Annotated in this window: 24 protein-coding genes and 1 tRNA gene; 14 read left to right on the top strand and 11 right to left on the bottom strand. The window is 70.1% G+C overall.

Translation table 11 applies throughout. The features are described from left to right. Nucleotides 1-813 carry a class I SAM-dependent methyltransferase gene (locus ITJ64_RS02095; protein ID WP_194679165.1) on the bottom strand — a complete coding sequence of 271 codons (813 nt, stop codon included), beginning with the start codon at nucleotides 811-813 and terminating at the stop codon, nucleotides 1-3. Between the two features lie 74 nt (nucleotides 814-887). Here ITJ64_RS02095 and ITJ64_RS02090 point away from each other — a divergent pair, with 74 nt between their 5' ends. Further along, entirely contained in the window at nucleotides 888-1,640 is a 753-nt protein-coding gene (locus tag ITJ64_RS02090) for a phosphoglyceromutase (protein ID WP_173183513.1), read from the top strand. Nucleotides 1,641-1,733: 93 nt separating this feature from the next. Here the strand turns inward: ITJ64_RS02090 and phoU are convergent, their stop codons facing one another. Next, entirely contained in the window at nucleotides 1,734-2,390 is a 657-nt protein-coding gene (gene phoU, locus ITJ64_RS02085) for a phosphate signaling complex protein PhoU (RefSeq protein WP_194679163.1), read from the bottom strand. 270 nt (nucleotides 2,391-2,660) lie between these two features. Here phoU and ITJ64_RS02080 point away from each other — a divergent pair, with 270 nt between their 5' ends. Both ITJ64_RS02080 and ITJ64_RS02075 read left to right on the top strand, forming a co-directional pair. Beyond that, on the top strand, nucleotides 2,661-3,752 hold the full coding sequence (locus ITJ64_RS02080; RefSeq protein ID WP_370544994.1) for a sensor histidine kinase: 1,092 nt from the start codon (nucleotides 2,661-2,663) through the stop codon (nucleotides 3,750-3,752). After that, the gene (locus tag ITJ64_RS02075; RefSeq protein WP_173183516.1) at nucleotides 3,749-4,429 is read left to right on the top strand and encodes a response regulator transcription factor; all 681 of its coding nucleotides are present in this window, start codon (nucleotides 3,749-3,751) and stop codon (nucleotides 4,427-4,429) included. The genes ITJ64_RS02080 and ITJ64_RS02075 overlap by 4 nt, the downstream gene beginning before the upstream one ends. Before the next feature lie 23 nt (nucleotides 4,430-4,452). Here the strand turns inward: ITJ64_RS02075 and ITJ64_RS02070 are convergent, their stop codons facing one another. Continuing rightward, on the bottom strand, nucleotides 4,453-5,049 hold the full coding sequence (locus tag ITJ64_RS02070; protein WP_194679160.1) for a hypothetical protein: 597 nt from the start codon (nucleotides 5,047-5,049) through the stop codon (nucleotides 4,453-4,455). Nucleotides 5,050-5,175: 126 nt separating this feature from the next. On the opposite strand from ITJ64_RS02070, the gene ITJ64_RS02065 reads away from it, so the two are divergent. From ITJ64_RS02065 to rlmB, 4 genes are read left to right on the top strand one after another with little or no spacing between them, the layout of a single operon-like run. Continuing rightward, nucleotides 5,176-5,658 (top strand): CarD family transcriptional regulator, encoded by a 483-nt coding sequence (locus ITJ64_RS02065; RefSeq protein WP_171703727.1) that lies wholly within the window; start codon nucleotides 5,176-5,178, stop codon nucleotides 5,656-5,658. Between the two features lie 2 nt (nucleotides 5,659-5,660). Further along, the gene (gene ispD, locus ITJ64_RS02060) at nucleotides 5,661-6,818 is read left to right on the top strand and encodes a 2-C-methyl-D-erythritol 4-phosphate cytidylyltransferase (protein ID WP_194679158.1); all 1,158 of its coding nucleotides are present in this window, start codon (nucleotides 5,661-5,663) and stop codon (nucleotides 6,816-6,818) included. Between the two features lie 26 nt (nucleotides 6,819-6,844). After that, a complete protein-coding gene (gene cysS / locus ITJ64_RS02055) occupies nucleotides 6,845-8,263 on the top strand; it encodes a cysteine--tRNA ligase (RefSeq protein ID WP_194679156.1) in 1,419 nt (472 codons plus the stop codon). Next, a complete protein-coding gene (rlmB, locus tag ITJ64_RS02050; RefSeq protein WP_194679154.1) occupies nucleotides 8,256-9,293 on the top strand; it encodes a 23S rRNA (guanosine(2251)-2'-O)-methyltransferase RlmB in 1,038 nt (345 codons plus the stop codon). The genes cysS and rlmB overlap by 8 nt, the downstream gene beginning before the upstream one ends. Here rlmB and ITJ64_RS02045 read toward each other — a convergent pair. Both ITJ64_RS02045 and ITJ64_RS02040 read right to left on the bottom strand, forming a co-directional pair. Continuing rightward, on the bottom strand, nucleotides 9,290-10,582 hold the full coding sequence (locus ITJ64_RS02045) for a DUF4032 domain-containing protein (RefSeq protein ID WP_194679152.1): 1,293 nt from the start codon (nucleotides 10,580-10,582) through the stop codon (nucleotides 9,290-9,292). The genes rlmB and ITJ64_RS02045 overlap by 4 nt on opposite strands. Before the next feature lie 82 nt (nucleotides 10,583-10,664). Next, nucleotides 10,665-11,762, bottom strand: coding sequence for an ABC transporter ATP-binding protein (locus ITJ64_RS02040; protein WP_194679150.1), 1,098 nt, complete (start codon nucleotides 11,760-11,762; stop codon nucleotides 10,665-10,667). 216 nt (nucleotides 11,763-11,978) lie between these two features. On the opposite strand from ITJ64_RS02040, the gene ITJ64_RS02035 reads away from it, so the two are divergent. Together ITJ64_RS02035 and ITJ64_RS02030 are read left to right on the top strand one after the other, a co-directional pair. After that, nucleotides 11,979-12,884, top strand: a complete 906-nt coding sequence (locus tag ITJ64_RS02035) for a thioredoxin domain-containing protein (RefSeq protein ID WP_194679149.1) — start codon at nucleotides 11,979-11,981, stop codon at nucleotides 12,882-12,884. 74 nt (nucleotides 12,885-12,958) lie between these two features. Next, nucleotides 12,959-13,034 (top strand) — tRNA-Thr (locus tag ITJ64_RS02030). A 27-nt stretch (nucleotides 13,035-13,061) separates the two neighbouring features. On the opposite strand, the gene ITJ64_RS02025 is transcribed toward ITJ64_RS02030, so the two are convergent. Further along, entirely contained in the window at nucleotides 13,062-13,235 is a 174-nt protein-coding gene (locus ITJ64_RS02025; RefSeq protein ID WP_194679147.1) for a hypothetical protein, read from the bottom strand. 148 nt (nucleotides 13,236-13,383) lie between these two features. Between ITJ64_RS02025 and ITJ64_RS02020 the strand changes: the two genes are divergently transcribed. Next, complete coding sequence (locus ITJ64_RS02020) at nucleotides 13,384-13,578, top strand: multidrug transporter (RefSeq protein ID WP_194679145.1); 195 nt, start codon at nucleotides 13,384-13,386, stop codon at nucleotides 13,576-13,578. 5 nt (nucleotides 13,579-13,583) lie between these two features. Here ITJ64_RS02020 and ITJ64_RS02015 read toward each other — a convergent pair whose 3' ends face one another. The 3 genes from ITJ64_RS02015 to msrB form a co-directional block, all read right to left on the bottom strand. Then, entirely contained in the window at nucleotides 13,584-14,780 is a 1,197-nt protein-coding gene (locus ITJ64_RS02015; protein WP_370545142.1) for an MFS transporter, read from the bottom strand. A gap of 120 nt (nucleotides 14,781-14,900) precedes the next feature. Further along, a complete protein-coding gene (locus ITJ64_RS02010) occupies nucleotides 14,901-15,452 on the bottom strand; it encodes a nitroreductase family protein (protein WP_370544993.1) in 552 nt (183 codons plus the stop codon). A gap of 2 nt (nucleotides 15,453-15,454) precedes the next feature. Further along, complete coding sequence (msrB, locus tag ITJ64_RS02005) at nucleotides 15,455-15,856, bottom strand: peptide-methionine (R)-S-oxide reductase MsrB (RefSeq protein WP_194679142.1); 402 nt, start codon at nucleotides 15,854-15,856, stop codon at nucleotides 15,455-15,457. A 137-nt stretch (nucleotides 15,857-15,993) separates the two neighbouring features. On the opposite strand from msrB, the gene ITJ64_RS02000 reads away from it, so the two are divergent. From ITJ64_RS02000 to groL, 4 genes are all read left to right on the top strand, one after another. Beyond that, nucleotides 15,994-16,245, top strand: coding sequence for a DUF3263 domain-containing protein (locus ITJ64_RS02000; protein WP_173183527.1), 252 nt, complete (start codon nucleotides 15,994-15,996; stop codon nucleotides 16,243-16,245). 14 nt (nucleotides 16,246-16,259) lie between these two features. After that, complete coding sequence (locus tag ITJ64_RS01995; RefSeq protein WP_194679140.1) at nucleotides 16,260-16,883, top strand: LytR C-terminal domain-containing protein; 624 nt, start codon at nucleotides 16,260-16,262, stop codon at nucleotides 16,881-16,883. 210 nt (nucleotides 16,884-17,093) lie between these two features. Continuing rightward, a complete protein-coding gene (locus tag ITJ64_RS01990) occupies nucleotides 17,094-17,297 on the top strand; it encodes a cold-shock protein (protein WP_173183529.1) in 204 nt (67 codons plus the stop codon). A gap of 181 nt (nucleotides 17,298-17,478) precedes the next feature. Continuing rightward, complete coding sequence (gene groL / locus ITJ64_RS01985; protein WP_194679138.1) at nucleotides 17,479-19,098, top strand: chaperonin GroEL; 1,620 nt, start codon at nucleotides 17,479-17,481, stop codon at nucleotides 19,096-19,098. Between the two features lie 246 nt (nucleotides 19,099-19,344). Here groL and ITJ64_RS01980 read toward each other — a convergent pair whose 3' ends face one another. Beyond that, nucleotides 19,345-20,706, bottom strand: coding sequence for an HNH endonuclease signature motif containing protein (locus ITJ64_RS01980; protein ID WP_194679136.1), 1,362 nt, complete (start codon nucleotides 20,704-20,706; stop codon nucleotides 19,345-19,347). A 68-nt stretch (nucleotides 20,707-20,774) separates the two neighbouring features. Next, nucleotides 20,775-22,949: an ATP-binding protein gene (locus ITJ64_RS18755; RefSeq protein ID WP_228507623.1), complete on the bottom strand. Its 2,175-nt coding sequence runs from the start codon at nucleotides 22,947-22,949 to the stop codon at nucleotides 20,775-20,777.

The following is a 22,949-nucleotide window of genomic DNA, read 5'->3' as shown; positions in this document are numbered from 1 at the left end:
TCAGGCCAGGGGAGCCACGTCGGCCCAGTCGACGGTGAGCTCGCCCAGTCGCTGCCGGCGCTTCGGCGTGCGCACCGACCAGCCGGCGACGGCCATCGCGCCGACCGTCGCGACCCAGCGCTGCACCGGCCCGTAGCTGCCGAGCGCGGCGTTGTGCTGCCAGAAGCGGTCGAGGTCGGCCAGGAAGCGGTGCACCTTCTCGCCGGGCACGTTGCGGTGGATCAGCGCCTTGGGCAGTCGCTCCGCGACGATCGACGGATGCTCGAGCTCCGCCAGCCGCAACGACACCGTGAAGCTCTCCGGCCCCTCCGGCGCGAGCGTGACCCAGCTCGCCACCCGGCCGACCTCGTTGCAGGTGCCCTCGACGAGGCGCCCACCGGGCTGCAGGCGGCCGAGCATCCGCTGCCAGGCATCGGGCACCGCGCTCTCGTCGTACTGGCGCAGCACGTTGAACGCGCGGATGACCGCGGCGTCGCGCCCCGCCGGCAGCGGCACCTCGAAGCCGCCGACGGCGAACGACACCCGGGCGTCGCGGTCGAACGGGGTACGGCCGTCGCGCACGTCCTTGAGCTGAGCGGTGGCGGTGGCGACCCGTTCGGGCGCGATCTCGAAGCCGATCACCTCGACCTCGGGCCGGATGCCCGCGAGCCGGGCCTGCAGCTCGAACGCGGTGACCCCGCTCGCGCCGTAGCCGAGGTCGACCACCAGCGGATCGTCGCTCTGCCGGAGCACGGGCAGGGTGCCGATGAAGCGGTCGACGCGACGCAGACGGTTGGTGCCGGTCGTTCCCCGGGTGACGGCACCGATCGGCATGCCACCATCCAAGCACGAGCGGATGCCCGCCCGGGCCCCCTGGATAGGCCGAGCCCCCTGGATAGGATGGACCCATGCCAACAGAGCCCTACACCCTCATCCTGCTGCGCCACGGCAACAGCGACTGGAACCAGAAGAACCTGTTCACCGGCTGGGTCGACGTGAAGCTCAGCGAGCAGGGCGTCGCCGAGGCCAAGCGCGCCGGCGAGCTGCTCGCCGAGTCGGGGCTGCTGCCCGACGTGCTGTACACCTCGCGCCTGACCCGCGCGATCCAGACCGCCGACCTCGCGCTCGAGGTGGCCGACCGCCTCTGGGTCGACGTCAAGCGGTCCTGGCGCCTGAACGAGCGTCACTACGGCGCCCTGCAGGGCAAGGACAAGGCGCAGACGCTCGCCGAGTACGGCCCCGAGCAGTTCCAGACCTGGCGCCGCTCCTTCGACGTGCCGCCGCCCCCCATCGCCGACGACGACCAGTACTCGCAGGTCGGCGACCCGCGCTACGCCGACCTCGGCGACGCCGTGCCCCGCACGGAGTGCCTGAAGGACGTCATCGACCGCATGCTGCCCTACTGGGAGAGCGACATCACGGGCGACCTCGCCCTCGGCAAGACCGTGCTCGTCACCGCGCACGGCAACTCGCTGCGCGCCCTCGTGAAGCACCTCGACGGCATCAGCGACGACGACATCGCCGAGCTGAACATCCCCACGGGCATCCCGCTCGTCTACCGTCTCGACGAGTCGTTCGTGCCCGTCGGGCCGGCCGAGTACCTCGACCCCGAAGCCGCCGCCGCGGGCGCCGCCGCGGTCGCCGCCCAGGGCAAGAAGTAGCCCCCGAGCCCCGCTCGGACACGAAGAAGCCCCGGCCCGCTGATGCGGCCGGGGCTTCTTCCGTGAACGGACGGTGAATCAGCGTCGTCCGACTCAGGGGTTGGAGGAGCCGACCCACTCGCCGGTGGCGAGGTACTGCACCTTCTTGGCGATCGAGACCGCGTGGTCGGCGAAGCGCTCGTGGTACCGGCTGGCGAGGGTGACGTCGACCGTGTCGACCGCCTCGCCCTTCCAGTGCGCGCCGAGCACCGCGTCGAAGACGCTGACGTGCAGCTCGTCGATCGCGTCGTCGTCGTTGCGCATCTCGTCGGCGAGCGCCAGGTCTTCGGTCTTCAGCAGCACGGTGAGCTTCTTCGCGATCTCGACGTCGAGCCGGCCCATCTCGGCGAAGGTCTGGCGAAGGCTCTTCTTCACGACCTTGTCGGGGTAGCGGTAGCGCGCCAGCTGGGCGATGTGCTCGGCGATGTCGCCCATCCGCTCGAGCGAGGCGCTCACCCGCAGGGCGGTCACGACGATGCGCAGGTCGCGGGCGACGGGCTGCTGCAGCGCGAGGATGTTGATGGCCAGCTCGTCCAGGCTCGAGGCCAGGGCGTCGATCTTGGGGTCCTCGGCGATGACCTTCTCGGCCAGGGTGACGTTCGACTCGTTGAACGCCGCGGTGGCGTTCGTGATGGCGATGGTCACGAGCTCGGAGATCTCGACGAGACGATCCTGAACCTCGCGCAGCTCTTGCTGGAATACCTCACGCATGCGTGTGGTCCTTTCTTGGGTACGGCGGACACGTCGGACATGGACCACGCGTGCGCGCGGCGCACCGCCGCGATCGGCAGGCGACGGATCCATCCTCCCGGGGGGAGGTTAACGTCAGGTGCCGGTCAGTTGAACAGTCGCCGAAGCGAAGCCGCTGCGGCCCCCGACCTCAGTCTGGCCCCGATCGGACTCACTAGTGTAGTCAGCATGGAAACAGGCTGGTTGGTGCTGTTGTCCGTGGCACTCGGCCTGGTCGTCGGAGCAGGTTTCATGGCCCTCCTGCACGTCGCCGAGCGGCGCGGGAGCGATGCCGTCGCGGCGACCTCGAGTGCCGTCCCCGACGGCGTCGATCAGGTGATCGACGCGATCGAGTCGGCGGGGCTCGTGCTCGACCCCTCGAACAACGTCGTGAAGGCCTCGTCGGCCGCCTACACGTACGGCCTCGTGTCGAACCAGGTGCTCGTGCATCCGGAGATCGACCAGCTCGTCGCCCGCGTGCGGCGCACGGGCGAGCCCGTCAAACAGGAGATCACCCTGGCCCGCGGACCCTTCGGCGAGGCCCTGATCCACCTCGACGTGCGCGTCGCCAGGCTGGGCAGCCGCTACGTCGTGGTGCTCGCCGACGACCGCACCGACTCGTATCGTCTCGAGGAGACCCGGCGGGACTTCATCGCCAACATCAGCCACGAGCTGAAGACGCCGATCGGCGCGATCTCGCTGCTCGCCGAGGCGCTCGAGCCGGCCTCCGACGACCCGGAGCAGGTGCGCCGCTTCGCCAGGCGCATGGGCACCGAGGCCACCCGGCTCTCCCAGATCACCCGCGAGATCATCGAGCTGTCACGCTTGCAGGCGACGGATGTGCTGAGCACCGCGAAGCGCCTCGAACTCGACGGCATCATCTCGAACGCGGTCGACCAGAACCACGTCGCGGCCGACGCCCGGGGCATGACCCTCGCGGTCGGCGGCAAGAAGCACGTCGTCATCGACGGCGACGAGACGCTGCTCACCCTCGCGGTGAACAACCTCATCGCCAACGCCATCCAGTACTCGCCCGACGGCTCGCGCATCGGCATCGGCGTGCGGCTGGAGGAGGGGGTCGTCGAGCTCTCAATCACCGATCAGGGCATCGGCATCCCCGAGGACGACCTGCCCCGTGTCTTCGAGCGCTTCTTCCGGGTCGACCAGGCGCGCTCGCGCAACACGGGCGGCACCGGACTCGGCCTCAGCATCGTCAAGCACGTGGTGCAGAACCACGGCGGCGACATCCGGGCCTGGTCGCAGATCGGCCAGGGCTCGACGTTCACCATCCGGCTGCCGGAGGCCTCGAACTCCGCAGCCGCCCTGCAAGGAGAGAAGCGATGACCCACATCCTGCTGGTCGAAGACGAGGCCGCGCTGAGCGAGCCGCTCAGCTACCTGCTGCGTCGCGAGGGGTACGGCGTGACCGTCGCCCCCGACGGCCCGAGCGCGCTCAGCGAGTTCGACCGCGGCGGCGTCGACATCATCCTGCTCGACCTGATGATCCCCGGCATCCCGGGCACCGAGGTCTGCCGTGAGATCCGCACCCGCTCCTCGGTGCCGATCATCATGCTGACGGCGAAGGACTCGGAGATCGACATCGTCGTGGGCCTGGAGCTCGGCGCCGACGACTACGTCACCAAGCCGTACTCGACGCGGGAGCTGCTGGCGCGCATCCGTGCCGTCATGCGGCGTCAGCTGGAGGTGCTCGACGCCGCCGAGCCGATGCTCAAGGCCGGCCCGGTGTCGATGGACGTCGAGCGGCACACGGTCGCGGTCGACGGCACCGAGGTCTCCATGCCGCTGAAGGAATTCGAGCTGCTCGAGCTGCTGCTGCGGAACGCCGGGCGCGTGCTCACCCGCGGGCAGCTGATCGACCGGGTCTGGGGCTCCGACTACTTCGGGGACACCAAGACGCTCGACGTGCACATCAAGCGCATCCGCTCGAAGATCGAGAAGACGCCGTCGGAGCCGACGCTGCTCGTGACCGTGCGCGGGCTCGGCTACCGCTTCGAGGCCTAGGCCTCACGGGCGGGCCCTGGGGGCTACTCGCCCTCGGGGCTCTGCTCGGTCTCGTCGGCGGTGCCGGTCGGGGCCGGGGTCGGCACCACGGTCGGGGTCGGCAGCGCGACGGTGGGGGTCGGCGTGGGCGTCGCGGTGGGCGCCAGGCCCTCGTACTCGGGCAGCGAGGTGTTCAGCACGGGCACCATGATCTGCTCGCCCTCGGTGTCGCCGTACTGGAAGTAGACGGGGAACAGGCTCCCGGGCGCCGTGACGTTCTCGAGCAGGATCTGCTCGGAGTCGCTGCCGCCGAAGCTCGTGATGGTGCCGACGTTGTCGGCGTCGCCGTCGAGCTCGACCTCCTGGGAGACGCGCTCACCGGTCGAGCCGTCCTCGTACTGCACCGTGACCGACTGCTGCTGGTCGGTGTTGTTGACGAACGAGACCAGCAGGCTGGCGAGCTCGCCGGTGTCGCTGATCAGCGTCGCGTTGCGCACGTCGACGTCGCCGATTGTGGTGTTGACGCCGTCGGTGACCTGCTTGATCTCACCGGTCACCTGGGGCGTGATGAAGGCGCACCCGGCCGTACCGGTGACGACGAGTGCGGCCGTCAGAACGGATGCCGCGAACCGAGCTCTCACAAGACCCTCCAGAGGCGTAGACGCTTTGACTTCACCCTACAACGCGGCGGCGGGGAGGGGCTGGTTAGGACACCCTTAGTACATGCCCGCTGTGGTATCCTAGAGGTCACGGAAGGACATCCATACATGCTTTTTGAGGTCGGCGAGACTGTCGTTTACCCCCACCACGGAGCCGCAACGATCTCCGAGGTGAAGACCCGGGTCATCAAGGGCGAAGAGAAGATCTACCTGAAGCTCCGTGTCACGCAGGGCGATCTGACCATCGAGGTGCCCGCCGAGAACGTCGACCTGGTCGGCGTGCGTGACGTCATCGGCCGCGAGGGCCTCGACAAGGTGTTCGAGGTGCTGCGCGCTCCCTTCACCGAGGAGCCCACCAACTGGTCGCGCCGGTACAAGGCCAACCTCGAGAAGCTCGCCTCCGGCGACGTCATCAAGGTCAGCGAGGTCGTGCGCGACCTCTGGCGCCGCGATCAGGATCGCGGGCTCTCGGCCGGCGAGAAGCGAATGCTCGCGAAGGCCCGTCAGATCCTCATCTCCGAGCTCGCGCTCGCCGAGAAGACCGACGAGGAGAAGGCGTCGCTCGTCCTCGACGAGGTCCTGGCCTCCTAGCAGTGCCGGGCACCCCCTCGGTCGCGGTCGTCGTCGTCGCGGCCGGCTCAGGCACGCGACTCGGGCTCAACCGGCCCAAGGCCTTCGTCGAGATCGGCGGCCGCACCATCCTGTCGCGCTCGCTCGACTCGGTGCGCGGCATGGCCGAGGCGGCGTCGATCGTGGTCGTCGTGCCCGAAGCGCTGGTCGCCGAGACGGCCGCCGGGCTCGACGCCCGGGTCGTCGCGGGCGGCGGCACCCGTCAGCAGTCGGTCACCGCCGGGCTCGCGGTCGTGCCCGAGGGCACCGAGATCGTGCTGGTGCACGACGCGGCCCGCGCCTTCACCCCACCCGAGGTCTTCGACCGGGTGGTCGCCGCCGTGCGGCAGACCGGTCACGGCGTCATCCCGGGGCTGCCGGTCACCGACACCATCAAGGGCGTCGCCGCCGACGGCACCGTGCGCGACACGATCGACCGCTCCACCCTCACCGCCGTGCAGACGCCCCAGGGCTTCCCGCTCGATCAGCTGGTCGAGGCCTATCGGCTCGCGGCGGGCGACTTCACCGACGACGCCGCCCTGCTGCGCGAGGCCGGGCACCCCGTCTCCGTGGTGGCCGGCGACGGCCGCTCGTTCAAGATCACCACGGCCGACGACCTCGGCCGCGCCGAGGACCTGCTTCGGCGGAGCCTCCCGGCCGTGCGCACCGGCGTCGGCGTCGACGCCCACGCGTTCTCGGCCGACGAGGGCGAGGAGCTCTGGCTCGCCGGCCTGTTCTGGCCGGGGGAGCGGGGCCTCTCGGGGCACAGCGACGGCGACGTCGTGGCGCACGCCATCTGCGACGCCCTGCTCGGCGCGAGCGGCCTCGGCGACCTCGGCAGCCGCTTCGGCACGGCCGACCCCGAGCTGGCGGGCGCGCACGGCGAGGTCTTCCTCCGCCGCACGCGCCGGATCCTCGCGGACGAGGGCTTCACGGTCGGCAACGTCTCGGTGCAGCTGATCGGCAACCGTCCGCGCTTCTCGCCGCGGAAGGCCGAGGCCGACGCGCTGCTGTCGGCCGTGCTCGGAGCCCCCGTGAGCGTCTCGGCGACCACGACCGACGGGCTCGGCTCCGTCGGGCGGGGCGAGGGGCTCACTGCCATTGCGACGGCGCTCGTCGTCTGCGTCACACGCAGCAGCTGAGCGGGCCGTCCCTCTAAACTGTGGGGGTGACCATCCGACTCTACGACTCGAAGGCCCACGCGCTCACCGACTTCTCGCCCATCGTGCCGGGCCGGGTCGGTATCTACGTGTGCGGCCCCACCGTGCAGTCGTCCCCGCACATCGGTCACCTGCGCTCGGCACTCGTCTACGACCAGCTGCGCCGCTGGTTCGACCACAACGGCTACGTGGTCACCTTCGTGCGCAACGTCACCGACATCGACGACAAGATCCTGATGAACGCCGCGGGCACCACCGAGGAGTGGTGGGCGCTGGCCTACCGCGTCGAGCTCGAGTTCACGGCCGCCTACAGCGCCATCGGCGTGCTGCCGCCCACCTACGAGCCGCGGGCCACCGCCTCCATCTCCGAGATGCAGGCGATCATCGCGCGGCTGATCGAGAACGGCCACGCCTACGCCACCGACGACGGCACCGGCGACGTCTACTTCGACACCGCGTCGTGGCCGTCCTACGGCGAGCTCACCCGGCAGAAGCTCGACGACATGGCTCCGGCCGGCGACTCCGACTCCCGCGGCAAGCGCGACGTGCGCGACTTCGCCCTGTGGAAGGGGCACAAGGAGGGCGAGCCGCAGTCGGCCGCCTGGTCGAGCCCGTGGGGCGCCGGCCGCCCCGGCTGGCACATCGAGTGCTCCGCGATGTCCACGAAGTACCTCGGGCCGCAGTTCGACATCCACGGCGGCGGCCTCGACCTGCGCTTCCCGCACCACGAGAACGAGCTGGCCCAGTCGCACGCGGCGGGCGACCCGTTCGCCAACCTCTGGATCCACAACGGCCTGGTGGCCGTCACCGGACAGAAGATGTCGAAGTCGCTCGGCAACTCGATCTTCGCGGCCGAGCTGATCGACTCGGCCCGCCCCGTGGTGCTGCGCTACTACCTCGGTGCCGCCCACTACCGCTCCACCCTCGAGTACCACGAGGGGGCGCTGGAGGAGGCCGAGGCCGCGGTCTCGCGCATCGAGGGCTTCCTCGAGCGCGCCGAGCGCCGGCTCGAGGGCACCCGCTTCCAGGGCACCGCCGTGCTGGTCGTGCCCGAGGAGTTCCGCGAGGCGATGGACGACGACCTCAGCGTGCCCCAGGCGATCGCGGTCATCCACGAGACCGTGCGCCGCGGCAACGCCGCCCTCGACGACGAGGACTTCGCCGAGGCGGCCACGCTGCTCGGCCAGGTGCTCGCCATGACCGAGGTGCTCGGCATCAACCCCCTGGCCCCCGAGTGGGCCTCCCGAACCGACAGCGGGGCCGAGCGCGCGCTCGGCGCCCTCGTCGAACGACTCGTCTCCGACCGTGAGACGGCACGCAAGAGCCGCGATTTCACCACCGCGGACCGCATCCGGGACGAACTCGGACAAGCGGGGATCTCGATAGAAGACACGCCCACGGGCGCGCACTGGAGTCTCGATGGCTAAATCAGGATCGGCACGCCCCTCGCGGGCCGGAGCCGTACGCAAGAGCAGCAAGGGCCGCGCCGTCGGCTCGGGCGGGCAGGGGCGCCAGGCGCTCGAGGGCAAGAAGCCCACGCCCAAGGCCGAAGACCGGCCGTACCACCCCGCGGGCAAGGCCAAGGCCGCGCGCGACCGCTTCGCCGCGGCCGGCGGCAAGGGCCGGCCCGGCGCCCGCTCGTCCTCCGAGCGGGGACAGGATGCTCCGCGCACCGCGCCCGCCCGCCGCGTCAAGAAGGCCGACGACAGCGAGATGGTCACCGGGCGCAACTCGGTGGTCGAGGCGCTGCGCGCGCACATCCCCGCGACGGCGCTGTACGTGGCGTTCCGCGTGGAGGTCGACGAGCGCGTCAAGGAGGCGCTGTCGCTGGCGAACAAGCGCGGCATCCCCGTGATGGAGGTCATGCGCCCCGAGCTCGACCGGCTCTCCGGCCACGACGCCGTGCACCAGGGGCTCGCCCTCAAGGTGCCGCCGTACGAGTACGCCCACCCGGAGACCCTGCTCGACCAGGTCACGCGCAAGGGGCAGACGCCGCTGTTCGTGGCACTGGACGGCATCACCGACCCGCGCAACCTCGGGGCGATCATCCGCTCGACCGCCGCGTTCGGCGGCCACGGCGTGATCGTCCCCCAGCGTCGCTCGGTGGGCGTCACCGCCTCGGCCTGGAAGACCTCGGCCGGCGCCGCCGCCCGCACGCCCGTCGCCATGGCGTCGAACCTCACCCAGACCCTCAAGGCCTTCAAGGCCGCGGGCGTGTTCGTGGTGGGCCTCGACGGCGACGGCGACGTCGAGCTGCCGGGCCTCGACTTCGCCCAGGGCCCGATCGTGATCGTCGTGGGCAACGAGGGCAAGGGCCTGTCGCGCCTCGTCACCGAGACCTGCGACGCCATCGTCTCGATCCCGATCTCCTCGGGCACCGAGTCGCTGAACGCCGGCATCGCGGCCTCGGTCACCCTCTACGAGATCGCGCGCCAGCGCACCCTGAAGAAGGGCTAGACCTTCAGGCGCCAGTCCTCGTCGTCGGAGGCGGCGTCCTGCACCGCGATGGCCATCGTGATCGCCCCGGTCGGGGGCTCGATCACGGTGGCCTCGTCGCGTCGGTGGCGCAGGATGTCCTCGACGTAGGACGAGAGGGCCTCGGCCAGCGGCACGTCGCGGTTCTGCTCCTGGCTCATGTACCAGCGGTGCTCGAGCAGCTGGTGGAAGATCTCGGCCGGTTCGAGCTTGCCCTTGAGGTCGCGGGGGATGGCGCGGATGACCGGCTCGAACACCTTGGCGAGCCACTCGTGCGCGAGCATCTCCTCGTCGTACGCCTTGCGGCCGTACTTGGCCGTGTAGGAGTCGAGGTCGTTCAGGAGGCGCCGGGCCTGGTTCTCCTGGGCGTCGAGCCCGGTGAGGCGCAGCAGGCGGCGCTGGTGGTGCCCCGCATCCACCACCTTGGGCTGGATGCGCACGGTCGTGCCACCCTCGGTGGTCTTGATCGCGAGCTCCTCGATGTCGAAGCCGAGGTCGTTCAGGCGGTCGACGCGCTCGTTGATGCGCCAGCGCTCGGAGCTGCTGAACGACTCGGAGCCGGTGAGCTCCTTCCAGAGCGAGCGGTAGGCCGCGACGATGCCGTTCGAGACGGTGATCGGGTCGAGCTCCTCGTCGATGCGGCCGCCGGCCTCGAGGTCCATCAGCTCGCCGGCGATGTTCACGCGGGCGATCTCGAGGTCGTTCTCGCGCTGGCCGTTGGAGAGCCCGCCCTCGTAGAGCTGGCCGGTCTCGGCGTCGACGAGGTAGGCCGCGAAGGCGCCGGCGTCGCGCCGGAAGAGGGTGTTCGAGAGCGAGACGTCGCCCCAGAAGAAGCCGATCACGTGCAGGCGCACGAGCAGCACCGCGAGGGCGTCGACGAGCCGGGTCGCGGTGTCGGGGCGCAGCTGCTGCGAGAACAGCGCGCGATAGGGGAGCGAGAACTTCAGGTGCCGGGTGACCAGCGCCGAGTTGAGCACGTCGCCGTCGAAGGTGCGGCGGTTCGTGACGACCGCGAGCGGGTCGACGCAGGGCACGTCGAGGCGCTGCAGGGTGCGCAGCATCTCGTACTCCCGCTTGGCCATCTCGTCGGTGGTCTCCTTGATGGCGATCACGTGGCCCGAGAGGTGGGCGAAGCGCACGAGGTGGCGCGAGATGCCCTTGGGCAGGGCGGCGATGTACTCGTCGGCCCAGTCGTCGAGCGGAAGCTCCCAGGGCAGGTCGAGCAGCGCCGGGTCGGCCGTGGCCGAGGTGATGTTCAGGGAGGTGCTCATGGGGCTCATCCGTCTCGTGGTGGTCAGACGACTCTGCCGTGGCCCCTGGGAGCCACGGCAGAGTCGATCAGGATCGGGCAGGTCAGACGATGGCCTTGTTGCCCATGCGCTCGCCCGACTCGAGGTCGAACAGGTGCACGTGGTTCGGGGCAGCGGTGAGGTACACCTTGTCGCCGACGAAGGGGTGCGAGCGGCCGTCGACGCGGGTGACGATGTCGGTGCGCTTGCCGTCGATCTCGGAGTGGCCGTAGAGGTAGCCGTCGGCGCCGAGCTCCTCGATCAGGTCGACCGTGACCTCGAGGCCCTCGCCCGGGGTGGAGGAGAGCACGATGTCCTCGGGACGAACGCCGATGGTGGCGCTGGTGCCCTTGGTGCTGGCGAGCGTCTCGCGGTCGACCGGCACGACCGAGGTGCCGAAGCGCACGCCGCCGTCGGCCAGGTCGGCGTGGAAGAGGTTCATGGCGGGGGAGCCGATGAAGCCGGCGACGAAGACGTTGTTGGGCTTCTCGTAGAGGTCGCGGGGGGTGCCGACCTGCTGGAGGAGGCCGTCCTTGAGCACGGCGATGCGGTCGCCCATGGTGAGGGCCTCGGTCTGGTCGTGGGTGACGTAGACGGTGGTGACGCCCAGGCGGCGCTGGAGCGACGCGATCTGGGTGCGGGTCTGCACGCGCAGCTTGGCGTCGAGGTTGGACAGCGGCTCGTCCATCAGGAACACCTGGGGCTGACGCACGATCGCGCGGCCCATCGCGACGCGCTGACGCTGACCACCGGAGAGGGCCTTGGGCTTGCGGCTGAGGTAGGGCTCGAGGTCGAGCAGCTTCGCGGCCTCGAGCACGCGGGCGGCGCGCTCGTCCTTGCCGACGCCGGCGATCTTGAGCGCGAAGCCCATGTTCTCGGCGACGGTCATGTGGGGGTAGAGGGCGTAGTTCTGGAAGACCATCGCGATGTCGCGGTCTTTCGGGGGGATGTCGGTGACGTCGCGGTCACCGATCAGGATGCGGCCCTCGTTGACCTCTTCGAGGCCGGCGAGCATGCGCAGCGAGGTGGACTTGCCGCAGCCGGAGGGGCCGACGAGCACGAGGAACTCGCCGTCGGCGACCTGGAGGTCGAGCTTGTCGACCGACGCGCGGGTGGCGCCGGGGTAGACGCGGGACGCCTTGTCGAACGTGACAGATGCCATGGTCATTTCTCCTTCACCGGCAGGTACGTGCCGGACGATCCGTTGTGATGGATGGTGCCGGGCCTTCGTCGATGAAGGTCCATCGGACATTCTCGCACAGCTGTGGCGTACAGCCACCCTGTGGCGAGTTCCCAGACAGGCTTCCTACTATCCTTGAGTGGTCGCCGGCCGTCCTGCCAGGCCGCACTCGCACACCATCACACGGAGTCAACACGCATGACCATCGACGGATCCGGAGATCGTCAGTCCAAGAACCAGCGACGTGAGGCCGCCCGGGAGAAGGCGAAGCAGCTCCGCGAGGAGCAGCGCAAGAAAGAGGTGCGCAACCGCGCCATCCTGATCTCCTCCCTCAGCGTCGTCGTCATCGCGATCATCGTCGGTGTCGCCCTCGTGATCGTGTCGACCATCCGCCCGGCCGGCCCCGGCCCGCAGAACATGGCGAGCGACGGCATCCAGATCGGCACCGGCTTCGTCGCCGAGACGACCCCCGCCCTCGCCGCGGGCGAAGACCCGGTGCCGACGGTCAACGACCCCGCCTCCGGCACGGTCGACATCCGCGTCTACCTCGACTACATGTGCCCCTACTGCGGCCAGTTCGAGGCCACGAACAACACGCAGATGGGGGAGTGGATCCAGTCGGGAGCCGCCACCGTCGAGATCCACCCGCTGTCGATCCTCGACCGCTCCTCGCTCGGCTCGAAGTACTCAACGCGCTCGGCCAACGCCGCCGCCTGCGTCGCGAACTACTCGCCCGACCAGTTCTGGGACTACAACTCGCTGCTGTTCCAGAACCAGCCCGCCGAGAACACCGAGGGTCTCGACAACCAGAAGCTGAAAGACCTCGCGGGCGAGGCCAAGGTCACCGCGCAGGGCGACATCGAGTCGTGCATCGACGACACCTCCTTCCGGGGCTGGGTCGCCGACTCCACTTCGCGCGCCCTCGAGGGTCCGCTGCCCGACACCGACGAGGCCAAGGTCACCGGCACCCCGACGGTGCTCGTGAACGGCGAGAAGTACACGGGCTCCCTCACCGACCCCGACGCGTTCAGCGCCTTCGTCGTGCAGGTCTCGGGCGAGGCCTACTCGACCGCCACGCCGACTCCCGCCCCCACCGCGGGCTGAGCGAACGCGCCACGGCCGTCCGGTGCGCCGGGCGGCCGTCGTCGCGCGTCGCTACAATGAGGTGTTCCACCCCAGCCGGCCTGGCGCAATTGGTAGCGCACCGCTCTTGTAAAGCGGGGGTTACGGGTTCGAGTCCCGTGGCCGGCCCCACGAGCATCCGCTCGGGAGATCGCCCGGTCAGCTCAGGATGCGGTCGCCGTACATGGCCATGACCACGAGGCCGACGGCGACGAGGCCCATCACCACCACGAGCACGATCTTGCCGATGCGCAGGGCGTGATCGCGCTGCGGGTTCACGTAGTAGCGGCTGGAGTCGCGTCGCCTCCGGCGACGTCTCGTCGTCGAAGGCATGACGCCAGATTACGTCGCCTCAGCGACACGATCATTGCAGGCGTGTGAACGGTTGCTGTGAGATCGAGTAGCGCGTTCGGGGGGTACGAGAGCGGATGCTCGGGGCCGCGTCCGTGCGCGCATCCGCTCACCGGGGTTGACTTGACCCATGCGCGAACCCACCGACGCCGAGAAGCGCCACGATCAGCTGACCAGTGCCCCCGACGCGACGGAGGCCGACGCGGCCCCGCGCATCGACGTCTCGACGACGTCGGACGGCACCACCCGCATCGACGTGCGCGACGACGCCGAGGTGCGGCCGGGCGGCGACCCCGAGCTCATCGACCCCGACAGCGACCAGTAGGGGGCTCAGGCCCGGCTGCGGGCCCGGTCGACCGCGAACGACACCAGCAGCGCGACGAACCCGAGCGCCGCCAGCCCCACGCCCACGTAGGCCGGGGAGAGGTAGCCGAAGCCCGCGGCGATGGCCACGCCGCCGAGGAACGCGCCCAGGGTGTTGCCGATGTTCAGCGCCGAGTGGTTCAGCGCGGCGGCGATGGTCTGCGCGTTGTGCGAGACGTCCATCAGACGGGTCTGGATGGCGGGCGAGCACGAGCCGGCGAAGGCGCCGACGAAGAAGATCGAGACGATCAGGCCGACGACGGTGTGCGCGGTCAGGGCGAAGGCGAGCACCGAGAGCCCGGTGCCGAGGATGCCGATGACGAGCGAGCGCTTCACCGAGCGGTCGGTCAGCCAGCCGGCGAGGGCGTTGCCGATCGTCATGCCGATGCCGAAGGCCACGAGCACCCAGGGCACGAAGCCGTCGCCCTGCCGGGTGACGTCGGTGACCACGGGCGCGACGTAGGTGTAGACGGCGAAGACCCCGCCGAAACCGATCGAGCCGACCGCGAGCGTCAGCCAGACCTGCAGCCGGGTGAACGCCTTCAGCTCGTTGCGCATCGTCGCCGTGGGGTCGCCCGGGCGGAACGGCACGGTCAGCGCGATCGCGACGAGCGTCACCGCGAAGATGACGCCGACCATCAGGTAGGCGCTGCGCCAGCCGAAGTTCTGGCCGAGGAAGGTGCCGAACGGCACGCCGACCACGTTCGCGATGGTGAGGCCGCCGAGCACGAAGGCGACGCCGCGGGCGCGCTTGTCGGGACCCATCAGCGAGGCGGCGACGAGCGAGGCGATGCCGAAGTAGGCGCCGTGCGGCAGGGCGCTGACGAAGCGCGCGGCGAGCACCAGGCCGAACGAGGGCAGGATCGCCGAGAGCAGGTTGCCCACCACGAACACCGCCACGAGCACGAGCAGCAGGCGCTTTCGGGGCCAGCGGGCGGCCGCCGCGGCGATCGTGGGGGCGCCCACCACGACGCCGAGCGCGTAGGCCGAGACGAGCAGGCCCGCGTTCGCGTTGGCGCCGGCCGCGTCGACGGCGTACTGGCCGGGCAGCAGGTCGGCCGCGATGTTCGGCAGCAGGCCCATCGTGACGAACTCGGTGACGCCGATGCCGAAGCCGCCGAGCGCGAGGGCGAGGATGGCGAGCCAGCGCCTGGTCGCGGGCACGTCGACGAGCGCCGGCCCGGCGGGGAGGTCCTGAGCGGCGGAGCCGTCCGCAGGAAGGAGGGAGTCGTCGTCGACCGGAGCACGATCAAGATCGGTCACAGTGCCACCAGCCTACGGCCGTCAGAGCGTCGAGAGGTGCTCCGAGACGCGGATGCGCCCCTTCCCGCGGGGTTTGCGACCGCGGGGCGGCACGCCTCCCACGTACAGCCAGCCGAGCAGCTCCTCGTTCTTGCCGAGTCGGTGGGCCTTCTTCACGGCCTTGGCGCGGGTGTGCTCGCCGGTGCGCCAGAACACGCCCCAGCCCTCGTCGTCGAGCACGAGGGAGAGGTTGTGCGCGACTCCGGCGGCCACGGCCTCCTGCTCCCACTTCGGCACCTTGTGCTTCGGGGCGTACGACACGACGATCGCCAGCACGAGCGGGGCGCGGTGCGCCTTCGCCACGAACTTCTCGACGTCCTTGTCCTTCGCGCCGTCGGCCTCGGCGAGGCCACGGCCCAGGCGGCTGATGCCGTCGGCGCGCAGCTCGATGACCCGCCACGGGCGCAGGCCGCTGTGGTCGGCGAGTTGGCCGGCCGCCTCGACGGCCGCGGCCACCTGCGCGGGGCTGGGCGCGGCATCCGTCACCCGCGACGACGAGCGCCGGGCGAGCATCGCCTCTCTGACACCGGGCACGGCTACGCCACCCCGTCGAAGGTCAGCGAGACGGAGTTCATGCAGTAGCGGTCGCCGGTGGGCGTCTGGGGCGCGTCGTCGAAGAGGTGGCCGAGGTGCGAGCCGCAGCGGGCGCAGCGCACCTCGGTGCGCACCATGCCGAGCGAGCGGTCCTCGATCAGCTCGACGGCGTCGGAGCCGGCCGGGTCGTAGAAGCTCGGCCAGCCGCAGTGCGAGTCGAACTTGGTCTCGCTGCGGAAGAGCTCGGCCGAGCAGGCCTTGCAGCGGTAGACGCCCTCGCGGTGCTCGTCGAGCAGCTCGCCCGTCCAGGGGCGCTCGGTGGCGGCCTGTCGCAGCACGGCGAACTCCTCGGCGGAGAGCTCCTCGCGCCACTCGTCGTCGGACTTGGAAACCTGGTAGCTCATGATGCTCCTGCTGAACGGGATCGGGTGATCGGGGGCCGCGAACGATCATCGCAGGATTGTCTGGGTGCCGCGCGGCTATCGGCGGTCGTTGAGGTACCCGCCAATATGATGTCCGGATCGGAACAGGAGGGCAGGGCATGGAGCTCAGCGAGCGCGACATCCGCATCCTCGTCTTCGAACGCAGCTGGTGGCGCCACGCCGGTGCCAAGGAGCAGGCGATCCGCAAGACCTTCGGCCTCTCCTCCGCCCGCTACTATCAACTTCTCGGTGCGCTGATCGACTCCCCGGCCGCTCTCGCACACGACCCGATGCTCATCAAGAGGCTTCAGCGGGTTCGGGAGGCGCGTCTCGCTGCGCGCTCGGCCCGACTGCTGTCGCGCGACGACTAGGACCCTGCCGCTCCATGCCACGTTTCCCCGAGGACAGCTTCGACCGCCTTCCCGCCCCCACCGGGCGCGTCGGCGCGCACCGCGGCCCCGTGCCGCGCGGTCGCGGCTGGCGCGTGCTCGCCTGGGCGGCGCTCGCGACGGTGCTGCTCGTGGGGGCCGGCATCGGCTACCTCGCGATCATCGACAACAACAACCAGTTCACGGATGCGCTGGGAGGCGCCGGCTCGTCGGAGGCCGCCACCGAGGCGCCGACCGCGACCCCCACCGTCGCGCCCGTCACCGACGGCACCAAGTCGGTCACCGTGCTGAACGGCACCGAGATCGTCGGCCTCGCCACCCGCGTGGGTGACGCCGCGGTCGCGGGCGGCTGGAACGTCGGATCGCGCGCGAACGCCAGCACCACCGACTTCGCCACCACCACCGTCTACTACGCCGACCCGGCCAACGAGGGGGCGGCCCTCGGGCTCGCGCAGCTGCTCGGCGGCGTGCCGATCGAGCTGAACACCTCGTTCCCGGGCGCCGACCTCACGGCGGTGCTGGGCACCGACTACGCCGGACCGGGGCTGACCGACACCGCCGCCCCGGTCGAGGAGGCGCCGCCCGAAGAGGCTCCGGCCGAGGAGGCTCCGGTCGAGTAGCGGGGGCCGCCGGCGTCGTGCCGGCGGGCATCCTGGACCCGGTTCTCGGGCCCCGTTGTTTCGCGCAGGTTTCGACCGTGTTGAGTTGCGGTCACGATGTGTCGAATTCACCCGGATCGGCCGTCGTGCTCGCCGGACCAGTGATTAGTATCTGGAAATGGGCGTGGCAACAGTGTCACTTCTGCGGATACACAGCACTTGGGAGTAACGATGGCGAACGGAACCGTGAAGTGGTTCAACGCTGAGAAGGGCTTCGGCTTCATCACGGTCGACGGGGGCGGGCAGGACGTGTTCGTGCACTACTCGGCGATCGACATGAGCGGCTACAAGGTCCTCGAGGAGGGCCAGCAGGTCGTCTTCGAGGTCGGCACGGGCTCGAAGGGCCCGCAGGCGGAATCGGTCCGCCTGGCCTGAACGCTTCGATTCAGCGAAACGCCCCGCCGCCCGTTCGGCCGGGGCGTTTCGTCATGCCCGGCGTCGTCACAGGTTCACTTGCACTCGCGCACCCCGAGTGCCAATATTGATTTAGCACTCATGAAGTTCGAGTGCTAACCGCTGAATCTTTGATGACGTCCAGGGAGGACGAGAAACACACATGGCAAAGATCATTGCTTTCGATGAAGAGGCCCGCCGCGGCCTCGAGCGTGGCCTGAACACGCTCGCCGACGCCGTCAAGGTCACGCTCGGCCCGCGCGGCCGCAACGTCGTCCTCGAGAAGAAGTGGGGCGCCCCCACGATCACCAACGACGGCGTGTCCATCGCCAAGGAGATCGAGCTCGACGACCCCTACGAGAAGATCGGTGCCGAGCTCGTCAAGGAGGTCGCCAAGAAGACCGACGACGTCGCGGGCGACGGAACCACCACCGCGACCGTGCTCGCGCAGGCGCTCGTCAAGGAGGGCCTCCGCAACGTGGCCGCCGGCGCCGACCCCATCAGCCTGAAGAAGGGCATCGAGAAGGCCGTCGCGGCCGTCTCCGCCGAGCTGATCAAGAACGCCAAGGAGATCGAGACGAAGGAAGAGATCGCCGCCACCGCGTCGATCTCCGCCGCCGACCCCGAGATCGGCGCCATCATCGCCGAGGCCATCGACAAGGTCGGCAAGGAGGGTGTCGTCACCGTCGAGGAGTCGAACACCTTCGGCACCGAGCTCGAGCTGACCGAGGGCATGCGCTTCGACAAGGGCTACCTGTCGGCGTACTTCGTCACCGACCCCGAGCGCCAGGAAGCGGTCTTCGAAGACCCCTACATCCTGATCGTCAACTCGAAGGTCTCGAACATCAAGGACCTGCTGCCGATCGTCGACAAGGTCATCCAGACGGGCAAGCAGCTCCTCATCATCGCCGAGGACGTCGACGGCGAGGCCCTGGCCACGCTCGTCGTGAACAAGATCCGCGGCATCTTCAAGTCGGTCGCCGTCAAGGCCCCCGGCTTCGGCGACCGTCGCAAGGCGCAGCTGCAGGACATCGCGATCCTCACCGGCGGCCAGGTCATCTCCGAGGAGGTCGGCCTCAAGCTCGAGAACGTCTCCCTCGACCTGCTCGGCCAGGCTCGCAAGGTCGTCATCACGAAGGACGAGACCACCATCGTCGAGGGTGCCGGCGACGCCGACGCCATCGCCGGTCGCGTGGCTCAGATCCGTGCCGAGATCGAGAACACCGACAGCGACTACGACCGCGAGAAGCTCCAGGAGCGCCTCGCCAAGCTCGCCGGCGGTGTCGCGGTCATCAAGGCCGGTGCCGCCACCGAGGTCGAGCTGAAGGAGCGCAAGCACCGCATCGAAGACGCCGTGCGCAACGCCAAGGCAGCCGTCGAGGAGGGCATCGTCGCCGGTGGTGGCGTCGCCCTCATCCAGGCCGGCAAGACCGCGTTCGCGAACCTCGACCTCGTCGGTGACGAGGCCACGGGTGCGAACATCGTCAAGGTCGCCATCGAGGCGCCCCTGAAGCAGATCGCCTTCAACGCCGGCATGGAGCCGGGCGTCGTCGCCGCCAAGGTGCGCGACCTCGACTACGGCTGGGGCCTGAACGCCGCGACCGGTGAGTACGTCGACCTCCTGGCCGCCGGCATCATCGACCCGGCCAAGGTCACCCGCTCGGCGCTGCAGAACGCCGCGTCGATCGCCGGCCTCTTCCTCACCACCGAGGTCGTCGTCGCCGACAAGCCCGAGAAGAACCCGGCTCCGGCTGGCGACCCCACGGGCGGCATGGACTTCTAGTCCGCACGGGGTGCCGCGGTCCACGCCGCGTCACCCCACCCGCGGCTCGCGCCGCACGCACCACCGCACAGGGCGGCTCCTCCGGGAGCCGCCCTTCTGCGTCCCCCCGCCCAGCTCGCCGAAAGCCCTCATCCCGTTCCTGACCTCGTCGACCCGGCCATGACCATCTCGGGCAAGCGCGTCAGCGCGCGGCAGCCGGGTGTGCTGCCGCGCGCTTCGCGCTTGCCCTCGGATACCGTGGCCGGGTCAGGCGGCGGGTCGCTGGATGGTGCGTCGACGAGTGGTCGGAATCGGCTTCTGCTCCGTGTCGACCCACCTCGGCGGAATCAGATGAGGTGTGCCTTCCTGCATCGTCAGTTTCCACGGTGACTTGTGCAGATGCGAGTGGTGGAAGTGGCAGAGGAGCACGCCGTTGTCGATGTCGGTTCTTCCGGGCGGATGATCGTCCGAAACCCACCCGTTCGCATGATGTGTCTCGCAGAACGAGGGCGGGCGGTCGCAGCTGGGCCACACGCAGCCGCCGTCCCGGGCGGCTAGTGCCCTGTTCTGCGCCGCAGTGAAGAGGCGCTTCGCCTTGCCGTGGAAGAGCACCTCACCCTTGTCGCCGAACAGCGTCGCCGCGATCGGCGACGAGCATCGCAACTGCGCCACGGTCGAGGCGGGGACGGGCTGGTCGATACCGTCAATCCACCCGACTCCCCGACCCTTTTCGAGGTCGTCGAGGGTCATGTGCACGTTGACGGTGGCGATGGCCCCGTTGATGCGGGGCATGTCGTCCGCCCCGGCGGCGCGGGCGATCAGCTCGGTGACGGTGTCGGCGTTCTTCTGCGTCTGCGTGCGGCCATCGGCGATCACGTATTCGTCCCCATCGACGAACCGTGGCCCGACCACGCGAGGGCTCTGCATCGCCCGGATGCTCGACATCCACACCCCGCCCTGCTCGGGTGTGAGCGCGAACGTCCCCCGGTACATTCCATCCGGGGCCTGCGCGATGGTCAGTGATCGCTGCATCTGCAGCACCTCGTCACGGGGTTCGGCCCCATCAGGGTCCAGCACCTCGCGCAGATGGATCGCAGCCCGAAACGTCTCATCCGCGGTCAGCCGGCACGAGAGTGTCTGATCGACGAGAGTCTCCTCAGCGAGGGACACCACATCGGCTGAGCACCCGCGGTCAGCGAGCACACTGCACTGCTTCACGATTGCCGATGCGGCCTCAACCCCGAGCACGCCCTGATCGAGCACGCGGGCGACCGCCGGGAACGGCGCCGGCCCCTCGCCCCCACCCAGAAGCACCGCGCCCCGCAGTGTGCGCCCGAGCTCGAGCCGCGCCTTGCACGCCCGCGCCGACGCGCCCGTGACCTTCGCGACCAGCGCGACCGGCGTCGTGAAGTTCTGCGACCGGCTCAGGCCCTCGTCGCCCAGCTCCGACCGAGACCGCACCCCGACCTCCCCGGCGAGCCGAACCTGCCGGGCCGCTACCGCCCGCGCCACGACCTCGTGCGCGGCCATCAATTCGAGCAGCTCGTGATCGATGAGACCGGCCTCGCCCGCCACGGAATCGCCGCACAGCTCGGCGGCGATCTCGTGGAGGCGGGCGACTGAACTCATACTGAGATTCTATCAGAAACAGCTGATGAAATCTCGTTTACCGACTCTGGCCGGAGCGATGGATGCGGCTAGCGCGGGGCCGAAGTCGAAGCGGGGGCTGCCGCCGGCGCGGCGGTGGCGGGGGCGTCCATGAGGGGGAGGGTGACGCGGAAGGTGGCGCCGCCGCCCGGGGTCTCGAGGGCCTGCACGGTGCCGTGGTGCGCCGCCACGATCGACGAGACGATCGCGAGGCCGAGGCCCGAGCCGCCCGTCTCGCGGGTGCGCGAGGAGTCGGCGCGCCAGAAGCGCTGGAAGATCTTCTCGCGGATCTGCGGCGGGATCCCGTCGCCGTGGTCCACGATGTCCACCATCGCGACCCCCGCGGCCTCGTCGACCTGCACCACGAGCTCGATCGGGCTGTCGGCGTCGGTGAAGCGCAGCGCGTTGCCGATCAGGTTCGTCAGCACCTGCCGGATCTTGTTCTCCTCGGCCAGCACGATCGGCCGCACCGCGGGCGCCAGCTCGATCTCACCGGTCGCGGCGAACTCGTCGGTGCCGTCGAGGGCGGGGTCTCCGGATGCTCCGCCCGCCGTCTTCGGCCGACGCCGCAGCCGCGCCATGGCCGCGTTTGCCGACGACCGCACCGACGCCGAGGCGCCCTTGCGCGCGGGCGTGCCGATCGGCCCGGTGGCGTCGGTCGGCGTGCCGGCCGCGCCGTCGGGGGCGGCAGCCGACGACCCGGCCGAGCGGGCGGCCGACTGACCCGAGGCGAAGGCCGAACCACCGCGCTGAAGCCCCCACGCGCGCGCGGGCTTGCCGACGGCCGGGGGTGGCGTGGGCTCCGCCGCCGCAGCGGGCGCAACAGGTTCTTGAGGTGCGACCGCCTCGGGGGCCAGCTCATCGGGGGCCATCTCGAGGGAAGCCGGAGTGGCCGTCTCCGCGACAGGCTCTGGCGCCGTCGGCGTCACAGGCTCGACCGGTCCGGTCGTGTAGAGCGAGCCGGTCGATGGCTCCCGCGGCTCCGCCGACACGTACAGCGAGGGCTTGGCGGCGCCGGCGGGAGGCGGTTCCTCGCCGTCCAGCGGCTGGTACGGCGAGCCGGGCGCGGGTTCCTCGGCGAGCAGGTCGGCCTCCTCGGCGGGCGGCACCTCGAGCACCGGGCTGAAGGGCACGGCAGGCGGGCCGACGGGGGTGCGCACGGTGACCTCGCGGCCCGGGCTCGCGGCACGCGCATCCGATGCCGCATCGATCGAGAGGGGCAGCAGGTCGACGGGGGCGAGCTGCAGGGGCCGGGTCTCGTCGAGGCGGGCCAGCTCGAGGAGGTCCTCGACGAGGGTGCCCATGCGGATCGCCTCCTTCTCGATGCGGTCCATCGCCTGGGCGACGTCGTCGGGCGTCTGCAGCGCACCCATGCGGTAGAGCTCGGCATAGCCACGCACCGAGACGAGCGGGGTGCGCAGCTCGTGCGAGGCGTCGCCGACGAAGCGCCGCATCTGGTCGATCGTGCGGGCACGGTCGGCGAAGGCGCTGTCGATGCGCGAGAGCATGGTGTTGAGGGAGCGGTTCAGGCGCCCGACCTCGGTCTCGGGCATGGCGTCGGACATGCGGCGGCTGAAGTCTCCGCCGTCGGCGATGGCCGCGGCCGTGCGCTCGACCTCCCGCAACGGCCCGAAGGTCGAGGTCACGAGCAGTCGCGTCAGCATGGCGCCCAGGATGACCACGCCGATGCCGAAGGCGAGGAAGATCGACAGATAGGTCGCCGTCGTCTTCTCGGTCTCGACCAGCGACTTCGCGATCACCACCGTGCCGAACCCGTCGCCGCCGAACAGCTCGACCATCGTCGTGACGGCGTGCCACTCGGCCGTGTGGTCGACCGAGTCGACCGTAAAGACCTTTCCGCCCAGCTGGTTCGCCGTGTCGAGGTCGACGAGCGCGGCCGGCATCGTGCCCGAGTCGCGGTCGGCCCAGTTGCTGACGATCAGGTTGCCCGAGGCGTCGAGCAGCCCGACGAAGTAGTCGTCAGGCGCCGAGGTGATGTCCTGGATGTTGAACGACGTGCTCGACGCGTTCGGCCCGAGGAAGGGGGAGGGGTCGGCGCTCGCCTGGTCGAGCTGCGAGTCGACCTGCTGCAGGAGGTACGTGCGCAGCACCACCATGGTGCCGACGCCCGAGACCACCAGCCCGAAGGTCAGCATCAGGACCGTCACACCCGTGATCTTGGTGCGCAGGGAGATGGAGTTCCACTGCCTCAGAATGGCGTGCAT

This window comes from Herbiconiux sp. VKM Ac-1786, from assembly GCF_015350805.1.
GTDB lineage: Bacteria > Actinomycetota > Actinomycetes > Actinomycetales > Microbacteriaceae > Herbiconiux.
Note: the sequence above shows the minus strand (reverse complement) of the source record. Positions and strands in the feature narration are given on the sequence as shown.